Consider the following 19,876-nt stretch of genomic DNA (forward strand, 5'->3'; position numbering starts at 1 on the left):
GCCTCGGCACCCCCCACTTGGGTGTTGTGACCCTGCGTGGGCGGTGACAGACTGTTCTGAGTCGAGCGGAGACCCGACCCGTCGAGTGCGACCGACGACCCGAACGGAAGCTTATGAAGTGGAACCCAGAGGCCCCTGAGGGCCACGACTGGTTCCGAGCGCGCCGCGCCCGGCCGCGTGGTGTCATGGTCACGGCGGTCGCCGCCGTGATCGTCCTCGGGGTCGCTGTCGCCACTCCGGCATCCGCCGAAGAGGTCGTCGCAACCGAGACCGGCACGACCGACACCACGACGGTCACCGCTGAACCGATTCCGGCCGACCCCCCTCCGGCTCCCGAGCCGGCTCCGGCGCCCGACCCCGCACCCGTGCCCGACCCGACGCCGGTTCCCGACCCGACTCCCGTTCCCGAACCGACGCCGACGCCGACTCCCGATCCCACGCCGACGCCGACGCCGACTCCCGATCCCACGCCGACGCCGACGCCGACCCCCACGCCAACGCCAACGCCGACCCCCACCCCGACGCCGACACCCACGCCGACACCGACGCCGACCCCCACGCCGACGCCGACGCCGACACCGACCCCGACCCCCACCCCGACCCCGACCCCGACCCCCACGCCGGGCACAGCACCGGCCGGAACGCCGAGCGCACCGGTCGTCCTCGTCGGAGACGGACCGGTCGCTCGCATCGTGACCCGCACCTCGACCACGGGCACGGCCTCGAACGTCACCTCGCTGATCACGGCGCGTGCTGCGCTCGATCGCGCAGTCGCCGCACTCCGCGACGCCGAGGCCGAACTCGACGCCGCTCGGTCGACGCGCGAGGTCACCCGCGCCATCGCCGAGAACATCCAAGCCATCGCCGACGACGCACGGCTCGACGCCGACGCCGCGGCCCGCGCCTACCTCGCGGCTTCGAAGGGCGGCGACGCCTCGCTGAACTCGATGGCCGCCGCGTTCGGGCAGGGGCGCGACCTGCTCGCCGGTCTCAGCGGCGTCGCCCGCGTCACCGAGATCGCCGGCGATGCCGAGAAGCTGCTCGAGATCACCGCCGAGCGCGACGCCGAGGCCGTCGCCGCTGAAGCGCGCGCGGCCGAGGCATGGGCCGCGGTCGACGAGATCGACATTGAGGCGCTCGAGAAGAAGGTCGACCGCGCCGAGCGCGCCGTCACCTCGGCCCGCAAGGCGCTCTCGGGCCTGCAGACCCGCGTCGCATCGGCGAGTGTCGCATTCGTGCAGACCCTCCCGCGAGACTCCGGGCTCCTCAGCGACCAGGGCTGGTCGGTGCCCGTGACCGGCGACCTCACCGATGGCTTCGGCCCCCGCCCCAACAAGCCACTTCCCGGTGTGAACGAGTTCCACCGCGGCACCGATATCTCGGCCGGATGTCGCGAGCCCGTGTTCGCCGCGACCTCGGGCACCGTCGTGCAGACCGGACCGAACGGCACGTACGGCAACTGGGTGCTCATCGACCACGGGTCTGGAATCTCCACGGGCTACGCACACCTGATCGACGGCGGCACGGTCGTCGAGACCGGTCAGACCGTGACCGCCGGGCAGCTCATCTCGGCCGTGGGTTCGACCGGCGCCTCGACCGGCTGCCATCTGCACTTCGAGGTGCGCATCGACGGCACCGCCGTCAACGCGATCCCGTTCATGGCCGCTCGCGGCGTCGCCCTCGGCTGAGTCCACCCGGGTCCGTCCGGTATCCCAGACGCGAGCCACGCGACATCCGTTGCCCGGTGCCATCACGTGGTGTGTGATCGGAGCATGACCGACGCACCCACCGCCCCCGCACGCACCGTCCGCGCCGCGCGCGGCTCCGAGCTCACCGCCAAGAGCTGGCAGACCGAGGCGCCGCTGCGCATGCTCATGAACAACCTCGATCCCGAAGTCGCCGAGCGGCCCGAAGACCTCATCGTCTACGGCGGCACGGGCAAGGCAGCCCGCAACTGGGAGGCGTTCGACGCGATCGTACGCACGCTCGAAGACCTCGAGGCCGATGAGACGCTGCTCGTGCAGTCGGGAAAGCCCGTCGGCGTGTTCCGCACCCACGAGTGGGCGCCCCGCGTGCTCATCGCCAACTCGAACCTGGTCGGCGACTGGGCGACGTGGCCCGAGTTCCGCCGGCTCGAGCAGCTCGGCCTCACCATGTACGGGCAGATGACCGCCGGCTCGTGGATCTACATCGGCACGCAGGGCATACTGCAGGGCACCTACGAGACCTTCGGCGCGATCGCCCGCGCCCGGTTCGACGGCACGCTGGCCGGCACGCTCACGCTCACGGGCGGCTGCGGCGGCATGGGTGGCGCGCAGCCGCTCGCCGTCACCATGAACGAGGGCGTCGTGCTCATCGTCGACGTCGACGAGACCCGCCTCCAGCGCCGCGTCGACCACGGGTACCTCGACGAGCTGACCGACGATGTCGACGACGCGATCGCGCGCGTGCTCGCGGCGAAGGCGTCGCGCACGCCGCTCAGTGTCGGCCTCGTCGGCAACGCGGCGACGGTCTTCCCCGAACTGCTCGCCCGTGGTGTCGCGATCGACATCGTCACCGACCAGACGAGCGCACACGACCCCCTGAGCTACCTGCCCGAGGGCGTGAGCGTCGACGAGTGGCACGAGCTCGCGGCATCCGACCCCGAGGGGTTCACCGAGCGCGCCCGTGCGTCGATGGCCAAGCAGGTGCAGGCGATGGTCGAGTTCCAGGACGCGGGCGCCGAGGTCTTCGACTACGGCAATTCGATCCGACGCGAGGCCGAACTCGGCGGGTACGACCGCGCGTTCGCCTTCCCGGGCTTCGTGCCGGCGTACATCCGCCCGCTCTTCGCCGAGGGGAAGGGGCCGTTCCGGTGGGCGGCGCTCTCGGGCGACCCGGCCGACATCGCGGCGACCGACCGCGCGATCCTCGAGCTGTTCCCAGAGGACGAGCACCTGCGCCGCTGGATCACGCAGGCGGGCGAGAAGGTGCACTTCGAGGGCCTGCCCGCACGCATCTGCTGGCTCGGCTACCAGGAGCGCCACCTCGCAGGCCTCAAGTTCAACGAGATGGTCGCCTCGGGCGAACTGAGCGCGCCGGTCGTCATCGGCCGCGACCACCTCGACTCGGGCAGCGTCGCGAGCCCCTACCGCGAGACCGAGGCCATGGCCGACGGCTCCGACGCGATCGCCGACTGGCCGCTCTTGAACGCCCTGCTCAACACGGCGTCGGGCGCGACCTGGGTGTCAATTCACCACGGCGGCGGCGTCGGCATCGGCCGCTCGATCCACGCCGGCCAGGTCATCGTGGCCGACGGCACCGAGCTGGCGGCCGAGAAGATCGCGCGCGTGCTCGTGAACGACCCCGGCACCGGCGTCATGCGCCACGTCGACGCGGGCTACGACCGCGCGGTCGAGGTCGCTCGCGAGCGCGGGCTGCGCGTGCCTATGCTCGACGCATGAGCGACGGCGCGGCCACACGACGGATGCTGCTCACCGGCATCGCCGAACTGGTGACGAACAACCCTGCACCCGACCGTGACGGCGGGGCGCTCGGCATCGTGCGTGACGCCGCGGTGCTCGTGGAGGACGGACGCATCACGTGGGTCGGCACCGCCGCCCACGCGGGCGAGCACCTCTCGCGCGACGGCGAGCGCGAGGACCGACGCGAGGGCGACGAGCATCGCGCGATCTGGGACGCCGATGTCGAACTCGTCGACGTCGGCGGGCGGGCCGTCATCCCCGGGTTCGTCGACTCGCACACCCACCTCGTGTTCGGCGGAGACCGGGCCGATGAATTCGCGGCGCGCATGGCGGGTCAACGATATGCCGCGGGCGGCATCCGCTCGACCGTCGCCGCAACGCGGGCCGCCACCGACGACGAGCTCCGTGCCCGCCTCGCCGGATTCGTCACCGAGCTGCACGCCCAGGGCACCACGACGTTCGAGATCAAAAGCGGCTACGGATTGAGCGTCGCCGACGAGCAGCGCCTCGTGCGCCTCGCCCGCGAGGTCACCGACGAGGTCACATTCCTCGGCGCGCATGTGGTGCCGTTCGAGTACCGTGAAGACCCGGCGTTCGACGGCGACGCCGCCGAGGCGGCCGACGCCTACGTCGACCTCGTCATCGGTGAGATGCTCACGGCGTGTGCGCCGCACGCGCGTTGGGTCGATGCCTTCTGCGAGCGCGGCGCCTTCACGCCCGAGCAGTCCCGGCGGGTGCTCGAGGCCGGTCACGCCGCCGGACTCGGCGTGCGCGTGCACGGCAACCAACTCGGCCCCGGTGAGGGCGTGCGACTCGCGGTCGACCTCGACGCGGCATCCGTCGACCACTGCACCTTCTTGAGCGATGCGGATGTCGCGACCCTCGCGGCATCGAACACCGTGGCCACCCTGTTGCCGGGCGTCGAGTTCTCGACCCGCCAGCCGTACCCCGATGCGCGCCGGCTCATCGACGCGGGAGTCACGGTCGCGCTCGCGAGCGACTGCAACCCGGGGTCGAGCTTCACGAGCTCGATGCCGTTCTGCATCGCGGTCGCCGTACGCGACATGGGGATGACCCCGGCCGAGGCGGTGTGGGCCTCGACCGCAGGTGGCGCGGCGGCACTGCGGCGAACGGACGTCGGCACGATCAGGCCCGGGGCACGCGCCGATCTCGTGCTGCTCGACGCACCGAGCCACGTGCACCTCGCCTATCGGCCAGGTGTGCCGCTCGTGTCACGCGTGTGGAAGGACGGCGCCGCCGTCGCCTGACGCCGCGCTGCACCGAGGCACCTCAGTCGTCGTCGCTTCGCCGCATGCGTCGCCGAGCCGACAGCAGGGTGAACTCGGGCCGGTCGGCAACGAGTCGCTCGGCCCGGTCGAGCGCATCGGTCACCCGCTCGGCGTGCGCCGCGACGACACCCACGCCGATACGTGAACGCCGGTGCAGGTCCTGATCGCTCACCTCGGCGACGCTCGCCTCGGTCGAGCGGCGAAGGTCGGCCAGCAGCGGTCGCAGCACCGCCCGCTTCTCCTTCAGCGAGTGCACGTCGCCGAGCAGCAGGTCGAACTCGATCCACCCGATCCACATCGAGACGGCGCCCTCAGCCCGCGGTCGGCGTGCGCGCGACCTCGATGGCGCCCATCCCCGTGAACCGGATCCACGCTCGATCCTCGGACTCGACGAGCGTCATGAGCACCTGGCCGCACGAGTCGCAGCGCACCACGGAGCCGGCGTCACTCGAGTAGACCATCGCCCGCGCGAGTTCGGCGATCGAGCCGCAGCCCTCGCACTTCGCGACCGCCACGGTCACGTCGAAGGCGAAGAACTCCGAGAGCGGTCCGGCGAGCGAGTTGCCGTCGAGGTGGGTCATCACATGCCTCCGTATCGCTCGGTGCGGATCGACCGCGCGTCGTGTCCGAACCCGACCAGCCAGTCGGCGACGCGTTCGACGAATCCCGTCGAACCGCAGACGTACACGAGCGGATGCTGCGCCGCCGGCACCACCGCGGCCTCGAGCGCCTCGCGCGTGATGCGTCCGGGTGGCGTCGGCCAGCCGTCGGGCGCGCGACGCGTGTAGACGAGATCGAGCCGAAGCGGGGCGGATGTCCCGGCCAGCGCCTTGAGCTCGCGAGCGAAGTACACGTCGTCGGGGGTGCGCACCGAGTAGAGCAACCGGAACGGCGTCTCGTCGCCGGCCTCGGCGCGTGCGCTCGCGATCGCGTAGAGCGGCACGACACCCGAGCCGCCCGCGATGAGCTGCACGGGGCGATGGTCGCCGCCCGGACGCCAGACGAAGAACGCACCGAGCGGCCCGTGCAGTTCGAGCTTGTCGCCCGCACGTACCTCGTCGACGAGGAACGGCGACACCTCACCGTCGGGCAGCTTGTCGACCGCGAGCACGACGCGAGACGAGTCGCCCGACGACGCGATCGAATACGAGCGGCTGGCGGTGTACCCGTCGGGCGCGGTGAGCCGCACGTCGAGGTGCTGCCCCGGCGCGTTGCCGGGCCATCCGTCGACCTCGAGCTCGAGGCGCGTCGCATTCGGCGTCTCGCGGTGCACGGCGACGACGGTGCCGACGTGCCAACCGGCGCGGGGAACCGCGCGAATACCGGCCGTGGTGTCGATCGTGTCGCTCACCAGTAGCGCTCTTCCTTCCAGGGGTCGCCGTGGATGTGGTAGCCGTTCTGCTCCCAGAAGCCGGGCTCGTCGCTCGGCATCATCTCGAGTCCGCGCACCCACTTCGCGCTCTTCCAGAAGTACAGGTGCGGCACGAGCAATCGGGCAGGGCCTCCGTGCTCGGGATCGAGCGGCTCGCCATCGAACTCGAAGGCGACCCAGGCCTTGCCGTCGAGCAGTTCGTCGAGCGGCACGTTCGTCGTGTAGCCGCCGTAGCTGTGCGCCATGACGTAGTCGTACTCGGTCTCGACGTGCTCGAAGAGGGTGTCGAGCGACACCCCACGCCAGCTCGTGCCGAGCTTCGACCAGTGCGTGACGCAATGGATGTCGGTGCTCACCTCGTCGATGTCGAGCGCCATGAACTCGTCCCAGTTCCACGATTGCGAACCCGACTCTGTGCGGATCGTGAACTCCCACTCGGCGGTGTCGACCTCGGGCGTCGGACCGGCCGACAGCACCGGGAAGTCGTGCACGAGGGTCTGACCGGGTGGGAGCCGATCGTCGCGTTCGCGACTGCGACCGCCGAACCCCCTGGTGATGAATGACATGGCGTCTCCTTGCCCGATGGATCGAGACTAGTGACCTCGTCCCCGCCTGTCACCGGTCGGATGCCAATCAGCCGGTGCCAGCGCCGCCCGTCGTGCTGTTCGACGCCGGCGCCGGCAACCCGTACATCGAGTGGCCGACGCTCGCGGAGTCGACGGTGATCCTCGCGCTCGCCGGACCTGGCCTGGTCCTGGCATTCCTGCTCACAGCCCGAAGCAGGAAGGTTCCGTGAACCCGACGCCCGACCTAACGACCGAGCATCTGCTCCATCAGCTCGATCTCGGTGGTCTGGCTTTCGACGATGGCCTCGCCGAGCCCTCTCACTTCGGGGTTCCGCGAGTCCAGGATCATCCGCGTCATCACGATGGCGCCTTCATGATGGGTGATCATGCCCTCGAGGTAGAGCCGGTCGAACTCCGCGCCCGTCGCATTCTCCAGCTCGGTCATCTCGGCGTCACTGAGCATCCCGCCCATCCCCATCCCCATGCCGTCTCCCATCGGCATGCGAGGTCGCCCTGCCTCATCGAGCCATCCCTCCATGATCACGATCTCGGATGCCTGGGCCTCGCGGATCTGCTCCGCCAGGGCCTGTACATCCGGGTCCGCCGACTTCTCGAGCGCGAGCTCGGACATGTCGATGGCTTGCTGGTGATGCGGGATCATCATCCGCGCGAACATGATGTCGCCAGGGCTGAAGCCGCCGGCGTCGGAGTCGGAGTCACCCGTCATTCCGCCACCCGGCCCAGGGTCGCCCATCATCCGTGATCCACGGTCGTCGTCGGCGTCCATGAAGTTGATCGTGCAACCCGACAGCGTGCCGGCCGCGAAGACGAATGCGGCGACTCCGGCCACCCAGAATCCCGGCGTGAGCACGATGCTCCTTACGTTTGCGATCGGCCGTGGACTCCGGTCCGAATGGACGACACGACCGGTCGATTCCACGCGTGCAGGATATGCCCGGGCCGCCCAGTCGCGCGGGCCCAAGGTCCCGAGTTCACAGGATGCGCGCGGCGCCGGGCATTCGGTCGATCAGGAGCCAGGGACGAAGAGCGAGCGCGAGGCCGATGAGAACGGGGCCCTGAGGATGCGGCCTCAGGCCGCCGGTGACCGGGCCGAAGGTCACCCAACCGGACCTTCGACCGTCAGTACGAGCGACCCGCGTGCACGGCCGTGCCGCATGTCGTCGATCGCCGAGCCCAGCGAATCGAACGGAACCGTTGTCACCTTCGGGCGCAACCCGAGGTTCGCGGCGAGGCCGAGGAGCCGACCGCCGTCATCCCGGGTATTGGCGGTCACCGTGCGCAGGTCGCGCTCCCGGAACAGGGACGCCTCGTACGACATCGACGGGATGTCCGACATCTCGATGCCCGCCAGAACCACCGTCCCGCCGCTGCGGGTCGCTGCGAGCGCGACGGGAACGAGACCGCCTGCCGGGGCGAACACGATGGCGGAGTCGAGCGGTTCCGGCGGCGGGGCCGCCTCCTCGCCGACGAACCCGGCACCGAGCTCGAGGGCGAGTGCGCGGTTCTGCTCGCCGCGCGTCATCACGGAAACGCCGGCGCCCGCGGCGATCGCGATCTGCGCGACGAGGTGAGCGCTGGATCCGAAGCCGTAGAGCCCGAGCCGGCCACCGGGTGGGAGGTTCGCCCGGCTGAGCGCACGGAATCCGATGATGCCGGCGCACAGCAACGGCGCGGTCGTGACCGGGTCGGCGTCAGCCGGCAGGCGATAGACGAACGCGGCCGGAGCGGCGAGAATATCGGCGAAACCGCCGTCCGCGTCCCAGCCGGTGTATTCGGAGCGCGGGCACAGGTTCTCCGAGCCCGATCGGCACCATTCGCAGGTGCCGCAGGTGTGGCGCAACCACGCGACGCCGACAAGGTCTCCGACCGCGACGTCGTCCACCCCGGAGCCGAGTCGGGCCACTCGGCCGACCGCCTGATGGCCGGGTATCACGCCGGGCCGATGCACGGGGATCTCGTGGTCGATCACATGCAGGTCGGTGCGGCAGATTCCGCAGGTGATGACCTGAACGATCACCTCGCCGCGGGCCGGCACCGGGACGGGCGCCTCGACGAGCTGGAGTTCTCCGGCGGATGTGCCCGTCCGCCACGCGCGCATCGTCGCCATGGCCTTTCCCTTCCGATCACCGCGTCGACGCGGCATCCCTCGATCGCCGAGTCAGCCGTGGCCGGCCGTCGCGATCGGCTCGCGCAGAAGCCGTATGAGTACCGACCCGTGCACGGCGCCGACGATTGCCCCAGCCGCGACGACGCTCGCGAGCAGGATGCCGACGCCGAGCACGCTCACGCCCAGGTCGGCCATGATGCTCGGGCCGAGGTAGGTCAATGGGAGGGCGAGCGCCCAGGCGACGGCGTTGGCGGGGATCCACCACCAGGAATGCGCCACGTACCTCCTGAGCACCACGACCTGGGCGCTCGCGAGGATGGGTCCGAGCACGAGCCCGAGCGCCGCGGCGGCCAGGTAGAACACGACCGGTGCGGGCTCCGCCGGGGCGGCCGCACCGGCCTCGGCGGTGTCGGCGGGACCGGTGACGAGCGAGATGACGGTGCTCGCCAGCATCCCGAGCAGCCAAGCGATGCCCGCCCCGATCGCGGTCGCCCAGACCCACGACCCCCACGACATCGCCGGAAGCGGATCACGCAGCACGCGCCACTGCGCGTAGCCCACGACGACGCCCTCGAAGAACGTTCCGAGCGCCACGGCGACGAGTGCGACACCGATGTCGACCCATGGATCGAGTTGCGCCCCCAGCAGCGACACGATCCCGACGCCCACGAGGAGCGACCCGCCGAGTCCGATTCCCTCGCCGGTGGCGTTCGCGAGCACCCATCGACCCCATAGCGCCCGCTCCTGGACGCCGCGCTGACGGACGTCCGTCGATCCCATGCGCGCAGGATATGCCGGGGCCGGATCGGTCTGCAGGCCGAAGGTCCCGCGGGATGTGCTCAGCGAACGACGCCGTCACGAGCCCGATTCGTGGGCGAACGCGAGGACGTGCCCGTCGGGGTCGGCGAGATATCCGACGTAGTGGTCCCGGCGCTTGTCGCAGGGGACTTTCGCCCCTTTCCGCGGCATGCGCCTTGCGACCATGTCAGCGAAGGGTCGTCCCTCGCTCACGCCCATCTGGTACGTGATGTGGCGAGGGCGCCTGACGGATGCCCCGTCACGCCGCGTCGCGCGGGGTCTTCGGCCGGCGACCGGCCGCCGTCCAGCTCGCCCCACGGGAACGCTCGAGGATCCAGGTGGCGATCATTGCGCCCGCCGCCCACGCAACGAGGATCCCGATTGCTGCCCATGCGATGAAGGGCCCGTCGGGGCGCCATGCCTCGAGCAGTCCTTGCCGCAGGTGAGTCAGCGGGAAGAACGCGCCGACGGTCCGCATCCAGTCGGGGCCGCCCACGACGAAGACGTCGGAGAAGAAGGCGATCACGAAGAGCAGCAGCAGTGCGACCGCACCCGAGGCTCGGGCATCTGGCACCGCGGTCGCGAGCAGGACGCCGCAGGCGGCCAGCGCCGCCACGCCCAGCACCACGACGCCCGCGCTCAGCAGGATGCCCGTCGCCGTCGTACGCAACTCGAAGGCCGCCGCACCGAGCAGGAGCATCGCCGCGGCGATCACCCACGCCACCACGACGGCCGCAACGGCTCGACCCACGCCGATCTCGCCGGTCGACAGGGGTGTGCCGCGCCATCGCTTGAGGATGCCCTGCTCGGCTGAGCGGGCCAACCACTCGGCCGTGTTCATGAACGCCACGACGGCGACGCCCCACGCGCACATCGCCGCGGCGGTCGACGTGATGAGCGGGATGCCGTCGCGCTCGCCGCCGCCCTGCAGCGTCACGAGCAGCCAGACGAGCCCGAGCGGAACCGCGACCGCGAAGAACAGGTCGCCGGGCCGTCGCAGGGTGGACCGCACGGCAGCGCCGACCTGACCGAGCGTCCTCGTGAGGGCCGTGGGCTGCCCGGACTCGACGCGGTCGAGGATGGCCGCGGCCGACGTGCCACCCGACCGCCCTGCCGCCGCGCCCGCCGCCGCGCGCCCCTCGCCCGCCGCCGCGCGGGCCGCCGCCCGCCGTCCCGCGCGCGGCTCCCAGCGGAAGGCCAGGGCGGCGACGATGGCGCCCCCCACGCCCCACGCGGCGATCAGGGCGAGATGGCCGAGATTCCAGGGCAGGTCGTCGTAGGGGTTGAAGAGTTCCTGCAACGAGACGACGAAGGGCTTGAGCGGCAACGCCCACGCGACTTGCTCCAGCCATTCCGGCAGTTCGCCCCCGATGATGAAGACGCCCGAGATGAACGACAGCACCACGACGGCACCGATCGTGATCGCCTCGGTGGAGCGGGCGGACGACGCCAACGACGCGACCGCGATGCCGATCGCGCTGAACGAGAGGAGCGCCACGACGATCGTCACGACGAGGGGGAGCACGGCATCACCGGGCACCGTGACCCCGTAGGCGAGGATCGCCACTGCGAGCACGACCGCCACTGATGCGGCCGCGAGCAGCGCGACCGCGACGACCTGCGCCGCGACGTACACCCACGACGGGAGCGGCGTGCCGCGCAATCGCTTCAGCACGAGCGACTCGCGATCGAGGGCCACGCCGATCGCGATCGACGGCAGGGTGGCGAACAGGCAGCCCATCGCGAGCGCGGTCGGCGTCGCGAACTGCATGACCCGAAGGTCGGTCACGGGATCGATCACCTCATTGCCAGCGACGATGCCGACGAGGATGAGCCACGCGAGCGGCATCCCGAACGTGAAGACGAACGCGATGCGGGCGCGCCAGAGCGATCGCAAGACGTGGGCGCTGCGGCTCGCGGTCAGGCCGAACGGCCCCGGACGTCCGGTGTCGACTGCGGGCGGCGGTCCGCCGGCGACGGATGCCTCGGGCACCGTGGTCATGCCCGCACCGCCTCGTCCGTTCCCGCGTGCACCGGGTGCTCGCCGACGAGTTCGAGGTACGCGTCCTCGAGGGTCGGGCGCCGCACCTCGATCGCATCGAGGGGGACGCCGCGTTCGAGCGACCAGGTCGTCACCGCGTGCAGGGTGCGCGTCGCGTCATCCGTGATCAGACGCCATCCGGCGCCGTCGGACTCGAGCGCCGCGCCGTCGCCGAGCAACTCCAACAGTCCGCGGGACGTGAGGGCGGCGGCATCCGTCGGCTCCGTCGTGCGAAACGCGATCACGGTCTCACGGCCGTGCGCGGCCAGCTCGCTCGGTGAATCGAGGGCGACCAGCCGGCCCGCGACGACGATGGCCACGCGGTCGGCGAGGTGCTGCGCCTCGTCGAGGTAGTGCGTGGTGAGCAGGACCGTCGTGCCGTTCGCACGCAGGTCGCGCACGATCGACCAGGCCTGCCGCCGCGCCTCGGGGTCGAAACCGACGGTGGGCTCGTCGAGGAACAGCACCTCGGGGTCGCCGACAAGACCGAGGGCCAGGTCGAGCCGGCGCTTCTGCCCGCCCGAGAGCGTCCGCACGCGCGCCGCGCGCTTCGCGGTCAGCCCGACGAGCTCGATCACCGCGTCGACGTCGAGCCGCCTCGGGTAGAGGTTGCGGTGCAGGCGCACGAGCTCGGCGACGGTCGCGTCTTCATCGAACCCCGCCTCCTGCAGCACGATGCCGATGCGCTCGCGCAGCTCCCGCTCACGGCGGCCGGGGTCGTGCCCGAGCACGCGCACCTCGCCCGAGTCCGCCGTGCGGTGACCCTCGATGATCTCCACGACGGTCGTCTTGCCGGCGCCGTTCGGTCCGAGCAGCGCGAACACCTCGCCGCGCTCGATCTCGAACGAGACGCCGTCGACCGCCTGCACGTCGCCGTAGGCCTTGTGCAGATCGCGCACTTCGATCGGACGCATACCGTACCCCCCGGATAGTCCTCAAACGATAGAGGTGGCCGATGCCCTCATCCGGGCCGAAGGTCCCTCCTGCGGATCGTGCTCCGCCTGCTCGCCCGGGGCGCCGCGCCGCGGCATCCGCTGAGTCTCAGTCGGTCGCCTGGCCGGCCGGGCCAGGCCTGGAGAACGCGCCGGTCGCCGGGACATAGCGAGTTCGACAGCTGCATGTGACCTTCGACCCGTACTCCAGGAATGTCGACGACGAGCATGCTGTCATGCCCCAGACGAACGCTCGACTCCAGTTCCTCGGCGCAGCAGACAGCGTGACGGGTTCGAAGACCCTCATCGAACTCGACTCGACGCGAATTCTCGTCGACTGCGGACTCTTCCAGGGCTACAAGGTGCTGCGCGAGCGCAATCGCACCCCGTTTCCCGTGGATCCCGAGTCGATCGACGCGGTGGTGCTGACGCACGCGCACCTCGATCACTCGGGATACGTGCCCGCTCTCGTTCGCGACGGCTTCCGCGGCCCCGTCTACACGACACCCGGCACCGCCGAACTCTGCGGCGTGGTGCTGCCCGACAGTGGCTACCTCCTCGAAGAGGAGGCGCGGCACGCGTCATCCGGTCGCTGGTCGTCGCATCGGAATCCGACGCCGCTGTATACGGCGGCGGATGCCACGCGGTCGCTCGATCGCTTCCGGCCGATCGGCTTCGACACGACCCACGAGATCGCTCGGGGGCTCGAGTTCACGTTCGTGCCCGCCGGTCACATCCTCGGCGCCGCGGGCGTGCGGGTGAGCGTCGGAGGGCGCGTCGTGCACTTCTCGGGCGATCTGGGGCGTGCCTCGGACCCGCTGATGCGACCCCCGCGCCCACTCGAACCCGCCACCGTGCTCGTGACCGAATCGACCTATGGCGATCGCCTCCACGCCGACGAGGATCCCGAGGCGGTGTTCGGCGAGGTCGTGCGCCGGGTCGCGAAGAAGAACGGCGTGGTGCTGATCCCGGCGTTCGCGGTCGGCCGTACCGAGACGATCCTGCTGCACCTCTCGCGGCTGCGGGACCGCGGCGAGTTGCCCGACATCCCCATCTACCTGAACAGCCCGATGGCGATCAACGTTGCCGCCATCTACGAGCGCTACCCCGAGGAGCACCGGCTCGACGCCCGGGAGATCGAGCGCATGTACGATCTCGCGACGAGTGTGCACACGGTTGACGACTCGAAGCTGCTGAACCTGCGGGGCGGCCCGATGATCATCATCTCGGCGAGCGGGATGCTCGCGGGAGGGCGGATCCTGCACCATCTCGTCGCGTACGGTTCCGATCGGCACAATGCGATCGTGCTCACCGGCTACCAGGCCGGCGGCACGCGAGGATCGGCGCTGCTCGGCGGCGCGCGATCGTTGCGGATCTTCGGCCGGGACGTGCCGATCCGTGCCGAGGTCGTCGCGATGGACAGCCTCTCGGCGCACGCCGATGCCGACGAGCTGCTCGCCTGGATGGGCGCCGTCGACCGGCCGCCCGAGGCGGTCTACGTGACGCACGGCGAGCCGGCCGCGGCCGACACGCTTCGCGCCCGCATCAAGCGGGAGCTCCACTGGCCTGTCCACGTGCCCGAGCACCTGCAGCGCGTGGGGCTGGGGGCGCACCAGGCTACGGTCAGCGCACCACCGCCGCGTCGTTGATCACCGTGGACGAGCTCGACCACGCGACGAGGGACCTTCGACCCGGGACAGCGCACTCGAAGTCCCTAGTGTGAGATCGAACGCTCAGGAAGGGGGCCATCATGGCCACGTCACTCGCACGCTTCGACCCATTCTCGGACCTCGTCGGATTGCGGGACCGGCTGTTCTCCGAGATGTCCTCGAGCACCGGCCGCCACGCGGCACCGACGACCGACATCTACACGGAGGACGACTCGAAGCTCACCGTCGAAGCGCACCTCCCCGGCTTCGCCGAGAAGGACGTCGACGTCGACATCGACGGTGGCGCGCTCGTCATCCGTGCACAGCGGGAGGAGCGGGAGACCGAAGGGGACAAGAAGAAGAAGTACGTCGTGCGCGAGAGCAGCTCCAGTTACTACCGCCGCATCATCCTGCCCGAGCAGGCCGATGAGGGCTCCGTGACTGCGACGTTCGACCAGGGTGTACTCCGTGTCACCGTGCCGTACAAATCGGTGCCGTCGCCACGCAAGGTCGAGATCACGCCCGGCTCCTGAGCGCCGCCTCCCCTCGGCCGACGTGATGCGCAGCTCGTCCTGCGAGACGGTCACGCTGAGCGCCTGGTCGCGGTACCCGAGGTGGAACCTGATGGAGTGCCGACCATGGAACGGGGTGCATGATGTCGACCGAGTGGGGACCGGCGCCGAGGGGCGGAGCATGGCGAGCGGTGGGCCGCTGCGTGCGGACGAGCGTCGTGATGCTCGCCCGCGGGCGCGTGCATCTCCCCCGCGGGAACGTCGGCCGCGTATTGCGCTTCGCGGATGGAAGCACCGCGCGGGTCTACCGTGAGACGGTCGTCGACCGCGGCCTGCCTGCCGATCCTTGTGTGCTCGTCGTCGCGTTCAAGCTCCGCCTCCTCCGGGGCCGGGCGCTGCACCGCCTCTTCGAGGCCGAGAGCCTCCTGAACACCCCGCTCTTCGTAGGATTCCCGGGTTACGTGTCCAAGCTCTGGTGCGCGCATGATGCGTCGGGCGTGTACCGAGGGGTCTACGAGTGGGACGGCCCGCAGCAGGCTCGCGACTACGCCGCGGCACTCTGGCGGGTACTCGAGTTGGGCAGCGTCCCGGGCTCGATACGGTACCGGGTCCTTCCCGGGCTGCACCGCGACGACGTCCTGGCTGACCCGGATCTGACATCGACGGCAGCAGCATCGGCAGCAGCATCGGATGACGCGTGGTGGCGATTGGTCGCAGTGACATGACCACCGAGACCGACGTCCTGGTCGTCGGCGCGGGCCCCACAGGCCTGACTCTGGCGCTGCAGGCGCACGCTCACGGCGCACGCGTCCGGATCATCGATCGGCGCCGTGAGCGCGTCCGGCCTTCCCGCGCGATGATGCTCCACGCCCGAGCCCTCGAGTGCCTCCGTCCGCTCGGCGTCAGCGAAGCCCTCCTCGACCGGGCGGATACCGCGCCAGAGGCTCGGATCCACTTCGGCCGGCGTGTCGTGCCAGTGCAACTCGGCCATGTCGATCTGCCGGACACGGCCTTCCCACATCTGACGCTCGTGCGTCAGGCCGATGTCGAGGAGGTGCTCTGGTCGGCCCTCGAGGAGCACGGCGTCCGAGTGGAGTGGGGAGTCGAGTTCCTGGGCGTTTCGTCGTTCTCGTCCGGTGGTCGGCTCGTCTCCGCGAGCCTCCGCACCACTGACGACAGGCTCGAACTCCATCCGTGTCGGTTCATCGCCGGGTGCGACGGCCAGTCCAGCACCGTGCGGAGTGTGATGGGCGCAACCTGGAGCGGTGCGCCGTACCGTGTCGAGGCCCTGCTCGCCGACCTCGAGCTCCAGGATGCCCCGGAGCCGGGGATGCTCCATGTCGCCGTGAACGCGTCGGGGCTCGCGTTCCTGTTCGCGCTCGGCGAGGGGTCCACGTGGCGCATGCTGGCCACCCGCCCCGCTGAGCCCGATCCCAGCGCAGCCTTCGGTCAGCTCGACCTCCCCGCACCCGCGGACGACGTGCGACGGCTCCTCGAGGAGTCGAGCCTGGCGGCGACGATCAGTGACGTCCGCTGGTCGGCGCGGATTCCACTCCAGCGACGAGTGGCGAAGCCGTTCCGTCGAGGCGCACTGTTCCTCGCCGGCGATGCGGCTCATGCGCATTCGCCCGCAGGCGGGCAGGGAATGAACAACGGGATCCTCGACGCCGCCAACCTGGGCTGGAAGCTCGGGCTCGCCTCGGTCGGGAGCGGGCACGGGCGGTTGTTGGACTCCTACGACCAGGAGCGGCGCCGAGCCGCCCGCCGTGTCCTCGCCCTGACGCACGCGATCTTCTTCGCCGAAGCCTCACCCAATCCGGCCGCTCGGCTGCTCCGCGGCGGGCTACTGCCGTTCGCTGCGCCCGTGATGCCGGCGCTGCTCCGTCGGAAGCGACTCACCGCCATCGCGGTCCGACTGCTCGCACAGCCCTATGTCCACTACGGGCAGAGCGGCATCTCGCGCGACGGCGCCCCTCGCAACCACCGGTGGCCCCGCCCCGGGCACCGGCTTGCCGACGCCGCCGTCACCACCGACGGTCGAGTCGGTCGCCTGCACGAGTTGACGGCGGCGCCCGGTATCCATGTTCTCCTCGAACGCGATGCGCGATGGGACCCGGACCTGCTCGGCACTCGACAGCCGCGAGCGCTCGTGCACATTCACCGAATCGTCAGCCATCCCGGACGCGGGGTGGTGGCCGTGCGCCCAGACGGCCATGTCGGCTTCCGCTGTGGCGAAGCCGACGGACAGCTCGGCGACTGGTTACGTCTCGTGGGTGCGCCTGAACGTCTTGGCAAGCCGCTTGCGCGATGACCACGACACGGTCGCGCAGCTCGCCGCCGACCTCGGGCAGACACCCGGGGGCGGTGTGTGGAGGGTCTTCCTCGGGGCCGCCCGAAGCGGACAGAACCTGACCGGATCGCCCCGTAGCGTGAGGGCCATGAACGAACAGAACACCACCATCAGCCCCTTCACGCTTCACGTGCCCGACGAGTCCCTGGCCGCGCTGACCACCCGGCTGCAGCAGACCCGCTGGCCGGTGGAAGACGCCCGCACCGGCTGGGACCACGGTGTCCCGGTCGACTACGCCAAGGAGCTCGTGACGTACTGGGCGAGCGAGTTCGACTGGCGAGCGCAGGAGCGGCGCATCAACGCCGTCCCGCAGTTCACCACCCCGATCGACGGGCACGACGTGCACTTCTTCCACGTTCGCTCCGCGAACCACGGGGCCACGCCGCTGCTCCTGCTCCACGGGTGGTCCGGGGCGCCCACCGAGTTCCTCCCGATGATCGACCCTCTGGTCGACCCGGACTCGCACGGCGGCGAATCCGAGGATTCGTTCGACGTGGTCATCGCGACCATTCCCGGCTTCGGTGTATCCGGTCCCGCGGTCGGCTGGAACACCGACCGGGCCGCCGCGGCCATGGTCACGCTGATGGCGCGGCTGGGCTACCAGCGGTATGCCGTGCACGGGTACGACACCGGTGCACTCATCGGACGCTCGATCGGCCTGATCGACCGGGAGCACCTGGTCGGCCTGCACCTGACCGACGTGCTCGGCGGCGAGGAGCTCACACCCGAGACGGCGGAGTTCAGCGACCCGCGAGAGGCGCGTGCCGTCGAGCGCGCGATGAGCTACCAGTACGAGCTCGGCGGCTATGCGATCGTTCAGGCAACCCGGCCGCAGTCCCTCGGCCTGGCGCTGACCGACTCACCGGTCGGCCTGCTGACCTGGCTCGTCGAGCGGTTCAGGGACTGGTCGGCCGCCGAGGACTCGCCGGAGGAGGTCTTCTCCAAGGACGACATGCTCACCACCGTCAGCATCTACTGGCACTTCGCCACCATCTGGTCGTCGATGCGGTATTACAAGGAGGGGGCGTCGGGCTGGGGCGTCGAACCCGAGAGGTCCGAGGCCCCGCTTGCGATCGTCGCCATGCCGCACGATCTCGGCTCCGCGGTGCCCCGCACCGTCGAGGGTGCGAACAACCTGGTCCGCTGGGAGGAGCTGGCGAAGGGCGGCCACTTCGCCGGATGGGAGCAGCCCGACCTGATGGTCCAGGACATCCGTTCGGCGGTCAGGGTGCTCCGCGCACATTGACCCGCGCACATCAACGGGGCGTGTCGAACCAGACGTCGACGGGGTCGGCGTCGACGGCGTCGCGCCAACTCTCGATGTCGAAGCGGAACTCGGCGATCGCGCAGGTCGGCATGTGCTCGATCGTGCTGTCCGACAGCGAGAACGCGAGGTCCGAGAGCCCGGGGTCGTGGGCGACGAGCATCACGGTGCCGATGGAGTCGTCGATCTCTCCCGCGATCTCGAGGATCGTCTCGGGCGACGCTCCGTAGAGGCGCTCGTCGAGCTCGACGTGCTCATGCATGAGGCCCATCGCACGCGCCATGAGCTGGGCGGTGCTGCGCGCCCGCACGGCGGTGCTCGACCGGATCACGTCGGGAACGGTGCCCCGCTCGGCGAGACGGTGGCCCATCACCGGGGCGTTGCGCAGTCCGCGTTCGTTGAGCGGACGCTCATGATCGTCGAGGCCGGGCTCGTCCCAGCTCGACTTCGCGTGACGCACGAGTACGAGCGTCTTCATGGTGCCGAGTCTGCCACCGCGCGCGCCGTCGCGCGAGGGGTCGCCGCGTCAGATTCGCGCGAACAGTCCGGCGCCGAACTCGAGCACGCACAGCGCCGCGAGCCGGACGGTGCGCCCGTCGGCGGCGTCGGCGGTCGCATCGATCTCGACGAGGTCGGCGCTGCGCACCCGCGCGTCGGATGCCACGGCGCGCACGAGCGCCCGCAACTCCCACGCAGCCAGCCCGCCCGGCACCGAGGCCGGGCATCCGGGCGCGACCGACCGGTCGCACGCGTCGACGTCGACGTCGAGGTGCACCGGTCCGCCGGCGGCGCCGGCGATCTCGAGCGCCCCCGCCATGACCTCGGTGAGGTCGCGCCCGTGTAGTTCATCGCGGTGGATCACCGTGATGCCGAGGTCGGCGGCCCGCTGCGCGTAGGCCGCCGAGTTCGCGAAGTCGGCGATGCCGATCTGCACGATGCGGTGCGGGTCGAGCCCGGCCTCGACGAGCCGGCGCACGGGCGATCCGTTGCTGACGCCGTCGCGCAGGTCGTAGTGCGCGTCGATCGTGACGAGTCCGGCGGTCGCGAGGTCGTCGCCCCACGCGCCGAGCGCCGTCGCGACGGTCACCGAGTTGTCACCGCCGAGCGCGATGAGCGCCGAGGCCCGTTCGAGGGCCGCCGAAACCGCGGCGATCGTGCGGGCCTCGCCCTCGGCCGAGTCGGGGTCGACGATGTCGCCGGCGTCGGCGAAGCGCAGGGCTGCCAGGTCGACGGGGTCGGATGCCTCGGCGGCGATGCCGCGGTCGACGGCCGGGCGCCGGTCGGGCATCAGCGCCGGGCTGTACCGCCGCAGCGCATCCCGGATCGCCGCGGGCGTCTCGTGCGCGTTCGTCGGCGAGAGCGAGGTGCGCGACGCCGGCACGCCGAGCAGTGCGAGATCGACGGATGCCCCGGGGGGCAGCTCGTCGAGCGAGGGCCAGTCACCCGCGCGTGGCCAGAGCGGATCGTGCGAGAGCGTCGACATGCCTCGAAGCTAGCAATGCGGGATGCCT

Annotated in this window: 20 protein-coding genes; 9 read left to right on the forward strand and 11 right to left on the reverse strand. The window is 70.7% G+C overall.

Features of this window, described 5'->3' with window-relative positions; genetic code table 11:
* The first annotated feature begins 113 nt into the window (after window positions 1-113).
* The 3 genes from LSF15_RS13020 to hutI all read left to right on the forward strand — a co-directional run bounded on the left by LSF15_RS13020 (window position 114) and on the right by hutI (window position 4,732).
* On the forward strand, window positions 114-1,688 hold the full coding sequence (locus LSF15_RS13020) for a M23 family metallopeptidase (protein WP_232498971.1): 1,575 nt from the start codon (window positions 114-116) through the stop codon (window positions 1,686-1,688).
* 84 nt (window positions 1,689-1,772) lie between these two features.
* Window positions 1,773-3,443 carry a urocanate hydratase gene (gene hutU / locus LSF15_RS13025; protein ID WP_232498972.1) on the forward strand — a complete coding sequence of 557 codons (1,671 nt, stop codon included), beginning with the start codon at window positions 1,773-1,775 and terminating at the stop codon, window positions 3,441-3,443.
* The gene (gene hutI, locus LSF15_RS13030) at window positions 3,440-4,732 is read left to right on the forward strand and encodes an imidazolonepropionase (RefSeq protein WP_232498973.1); all 1,293 of its coding nucleotides are present in this window, start codon (window positions 3,440-3,442) and stop codon (window positions 4,730-4,732) included. Before hutU ends, hutI begins: the two co-directional genes overlap by 4 nt.
* Window positions 4,733-4,754: 22 nt before the next feature.
* Here the strand turns inward: hutI and LSF15_RS13035 are convergent, their stop codons facing one another.
* The 4 genes from LSF15_RS13035 to LSF15_RS13050 are packed head-to-tail and all read right to left on the reverse strand — an operon-like array spanning window position 4,755 to window position 6,691.
* Complete coding sequence (locus LSF15_RS13035; protein ID WP_232498974.1) at window positions 4,755-5,051, reverse strand: DUF503 domain-containing protein; 297 nt, start codon at window positions 5,049-5,051, stop codon at window positions 4,755-4,757.
* Between the two features lie 13 nt (window positions 5,052-5,064).
* Window positions 5,065-5,334 carry a DUF6510 family protein gene (locus LSF15_RS13040; RefSeq protein ID WP_232498975.1) on the reverse strand — a complete coding sequence of 90 codons (270 nt, stop codon included), beginning with the start codon at window positions 5,332-5,334 and terminating at the stop codon, window positions 5,065-5,067.
* The gene (locus LSF15_RS13045) at window positions 5,334-6,104 is read right to left on the reverse strand and encodes a ferredoxin reductase (RefSeq protein WP_232498976.1); all 771 of its coding nucleotides are present in this window, start codon (window positions 6,102-6,104) and stop codon (window positions 5,334-5,336) included. The genes LSF15_RS13040 and LSF15_RS13045 overlap by 1 nt, the downstream gene beginning before the upstream one ends.
* The gene (locus LSF15_RS13050) at window positions 6,101-6,691 is read right to left on the reverse strand and encodes a sulfite oxidase-like oxidoreductase (RefSeq protein WP_232498977.1); all 591 of its coding nucleotides are present in this window, start codon (window positions 6,689-6,691) and stop codon (window positions 6,101-6,103) included. The genes LSF15_RS13045 and LSF15_RS13050 overlap by 4 nt, the downstream gene beginning before the upstream one ends.
* A gap of 74 nt (window positions 6,692-6,765) precedes the next feature.
* Between LSF15_RS13050 and LSF15_RS13055 the strand changes: the two genes are divergently transcribed.
* The gene (locus LSF15_RS13055; protein ID WP_232498978.1) at window positions 6,766-6,921 is read left to right on the forward strand and encodes a hypothetical protein; all 156 of its coding nucleotides are present in this window, start codon (window positions 6,766-6,768) and stop codon (window positions 6,919-6,921) included.
* A gap of 14 nt (window positions 6,922-6,935) precedes the next feature.
* On the opposite strand, the gene LSF15_RS19070 is transcribed toward LSF15_RS13055, so the two are convergent.
* The 5 genes from LSF15_RS19070 to LSF15_RS13080 form a co-directional block, all read right to left on the reverse strand.
* Window positions 6,936-7,631 carry a DUF305 domain-containing protein gene (locus LSF15_RS19070; protein ID WP_232498979.1) on the reverse strand — a complete coding sequence of 232 codons (696 nt, stop codon included), beginning with the start codon at window positions 7,629-7,631 and terminating at the stop codon, window positions 6,936-6,938.
* 177 nt (window positions 7,632-7,808) lie between these two features.
* Window positions 7,809-8,819 carry a zinc-binding alcohol dehydrogenase family protein gene (locus LSF15_RS13065; protein ID WP_232498980.1) on the reverse strand — a complete coding sequence of 337 codons (1,011 nt, stop codon included), beginning with the start codon at window positions 8,817-8,819 and terminating at the stop codon, window positions 7,809-7,811.
* 51 nt (window positions 8,820-8,870) lie between these two features.
* Window positions 8,871-9,599, reverse strand: a complete 729-nt coding sequence (locus tag LSF15_RS13070) for a hypothetical protein (RefSeq protein WP_232498981.1) — start codon at window positions 9,597-9,599, stop codon at window positions 8,871-8,873.
* A 277-nt stretch (window positions 9,600-9,876) separates the two neighbouring features.
* Complete coding sequence (locus tag LSF15_RS13075; RefSeq protein ID WP_232498982.1) at window positions 9,877-11,619, reverse strand: ABC transporter permease; 1,743 nt, start codon at window positions 11,617-11,619, stop codon at window positions 9,877-9,879.
* The gene (locus LSF15_RS13080; RefSeq protein WP_232498983.1) at window positions 11,616-12,572 is read right to left on the reverse strand and encodes an ABC transporter ATP-binding protein; all 957 of its coding nucleotides are present in this window, start codon (window positions 12,570-12,572) and stop codon (window positions 11,616-11,618) included. Before LSF15_RS13080 ends, LSF15_RS13075 begins: the two co-directional genes overlap by 4 nt.
* 254 nt (window positions 12,573-12,826) lie before the next feature.
* Between LSF15_RS13080 and LSF15_RS13085 the strand changes: the two genes are divergently transcribed.
* The 5 genes from LSF15_RS13085 to LSF15_RS13105 all read left to right on the forward strand — a co-directional run bounded on the left by LSF15_RS13085 (window position 12,827) and on the right by LSF15_RS13105 (window position 18,347).
* Window positions 12,827-14,239: an MBL fold metallo-hydrolase RNA specificity domain-containing protein gene (locus LSF15_RS13085; RefSeq protein WP_232498984.1), complete on the forward strand. Its 1,413-nt coding sequence runs from the start codon at window positions 12,827-12,829 to the stop codon at window positions 14,237-14,239.
* Between the two features lie 101 nt (window positions 14,240-14,340).
* Window positions 14,341-14,772, forward strand: a complete 432-nt coding sequence (locus LSF15_RS13090) for an Hsp20/alpha crystallin family protein (RefSeq protein WP_232498985.1) — start codon at window positions 14,341-14,343, stop codon at window positions 14,770-14,772.
* Window positions 14,773-14,972: 200 nt separating this feature from the next.
* Entirely contained in the window at window positions 14,973-15,476 is a 504-nt protein-coding gene (locus tag LSF15_RS13095) for a hypothetical protein (RefSeq protein ID WP_232499115.1), read from the forward strand.
* The gene (locus LSF15_RS13100; protein WP_232498986.1) at window positions 15,473-17,062 is read left to right on the forward strand and encodes an FAD-dependent monooxygenase; all 1,590 of its coding nucleotides are present in this window, start codon (window positions 15,473-15,475) and stop codon (window positions 17,060-17,062) included. The genes LSF15_RS13095 and LSF15_RS13100 overlap by 4 nt, the downstream gene beginning before the upstream one ends.
* Before the next feature lie 127 nt (window positions 17,063-17,189).
* Window positions 17,190-18,347 carry an epoxide hydrolase family protein gene (locus tag LSF15_RS13105; protein ID WP_232498987.1) on the forward strand — a complete coding sequence of 386 codons (1,158 nt, stop codon included), beginning with the start codon at window positions 17,190-17,192 and terminating at the stop codon, window positions 18,345-18,347.
* Window positions 18,348-18,357: 10 nt separating this feature from the next.
* Here LSF15_RS13105 and LSF15_RS13110 read toward each other — a convergent pair whose 3' ends face one another.
* Together LSF15_RS13110 and LSF15_RS13115 are read right to left on the reverse strand one after the other, a co-directional pair.
* Complete coding sequence (locus LSF15_RS13110; RefSeq protein WP_232498988.1) at window positions 18,358-18,843, reverse strand: SixA phosphatase family protein; 486 nt, start codon at window positions 18,841-18,843, stop codon at window positions 18,358-18,360.
* A gap of 48 nt (window positions 18,844-18,891) precedes the next feature.
* Window positions 18,892-19,848: an arginase family protein gene (locus LSF15_RS13115; protein ID WP_232498989.1), complete on the reverse strand. Its 957-nt coding sequence runs from the start codon at window positions 19,846-19,848 to the stop codon at window positions 18,892-18,894.
* Between the last annotated feature and the right edge of the window lie 28 nt (window positions 19,849-19,876).

The organism is Agromyces humatus, from assembly GCF_021228295.1.
Classification (GTDB): domain Bacteria; phylum Actinomycetota; class Actinomycetes; order Actinomycetales; family Microbacteriaceae; genus Agromyces; species Agromyces humatus.

Bases quoted from the DNA above. Each gene is read 5' to 3' on its own strand.
- LSF15_RS13095 (WP_232499115.1), top strand. From the start codon at position 14,973: ATGCTCGCCCGCGGGCGCGTGCATCTCCCCCGCGGGAACGTCGGCCGC.
- hutI (WP_232498973.1), top strand. From the start codon at position 3,440: ATGAGCGACGGCGCGGCCACACGACGGATGCTGCTCACCGGCATCGCC.
- LSF15_RS13080 (WP_232498983.1), bottom strand. From the start codon at position 12,572: ATGCGTCCGATCGAAGTGCGCGATCTGCACAAGGCCTACGGCGACGTG.
- hutU (WP_232498972.1), top strand. From the start codon at position 1,773: ATGACCGACGCACCCACCGCCCCCGCACGCACCGTCCGCGCCGCGCGC.
- LSF15_RS13020 (WP_232498971.1), top strand. From the start codon at position 114: ATGAAGTGGAACCCAGAGGCCCCTGAGGGCCACGACTGGTTCCGAGCG.
- LSF15_RS13035 (WP_232498974.1), bottom strand. From the start codon at position 5,051: ATGTGGATCGGGTGGATCGAGTTCGACCTGCTGCTCGGCGACGTGCAC.
- LSF15_RS13105 (WP_232498987.1), top strand. From the start codon at position 17,190: ATGAACGAACAGAACACCACCATCAGCCCCTTCACGCTTCACGTGCCC.
- LSF15_RS13115 (WP_232498989.1), bottom strand. From the start codon at position 19,848: ATGTCGACGCTCTCGCACGATCCGCTCTGGCCACGCGCGGGTGACTGG.
- LSF15_RS13075 (WP_232498982.1), bottom strand. From the start codon at position 11,619: ATGACCACGGTGCCCGAGGCATCCGTCGCCGGCGGACCGCCGCCCGCA.
- LSF15_RS13110 (WP_232498988.1), bottom strand. From the start codon at position 18,843: ATGAAGACGCTCGTACTCGTGCGTCACGCGAAGTCGAGCTGGGACGAG.
- LSF15_RS13040 (WP_232498975.1), bottom strand. From the start codon at position 5,334: ATGACCCACCTCGACGGCAACTCGCTCGCCGGACCGCTCTCGGAGTTC.
- LSF15_RS13085 (WP_232498984.1), top strand. From the start codon at position 12,827: ATGCCCCAGACGAACGCTCGACTCCAGTTCCTCGGCGCAGCAGACAGC.
- LSF15_RS13050 (WP_232498977.1), bottom strand. From the start codon at position 6,691: ATGTCATTCATCACCAGGGGGTTCGGCGGTCGCAGTCGCGAACGCGAC.
- LSF15_RS13090 (WP_232498985.1), top strand. From the start codon at position 14,341: ATGGCCACGTCACTCGCACGCTTCGACCCATTCTCGGACCTCGTCGGA.
- LSF15_RS13070 (WP_232498981.1), bottom strand. From the start codon at position 9,599: ATGGGATCGACGGACGTCCGTCAGCGCGGCGTCCAGGAGCGGGCGCTA.
- LSF15_RS13100 (WP_232498986.1), top strand. From the start codon at position 15,473: ATGACCACCGAGACCGACGTCCTGGTCGTCGGCGCGGGCCCCACAGGC.
- LSF15_RS13065 (WP_232498980.1), bottom strand. From the start codon at position 8,819: ATGGCGACGATGCGCGCGTGGCGGACGGGCACATCCGCCGGAGAACTC.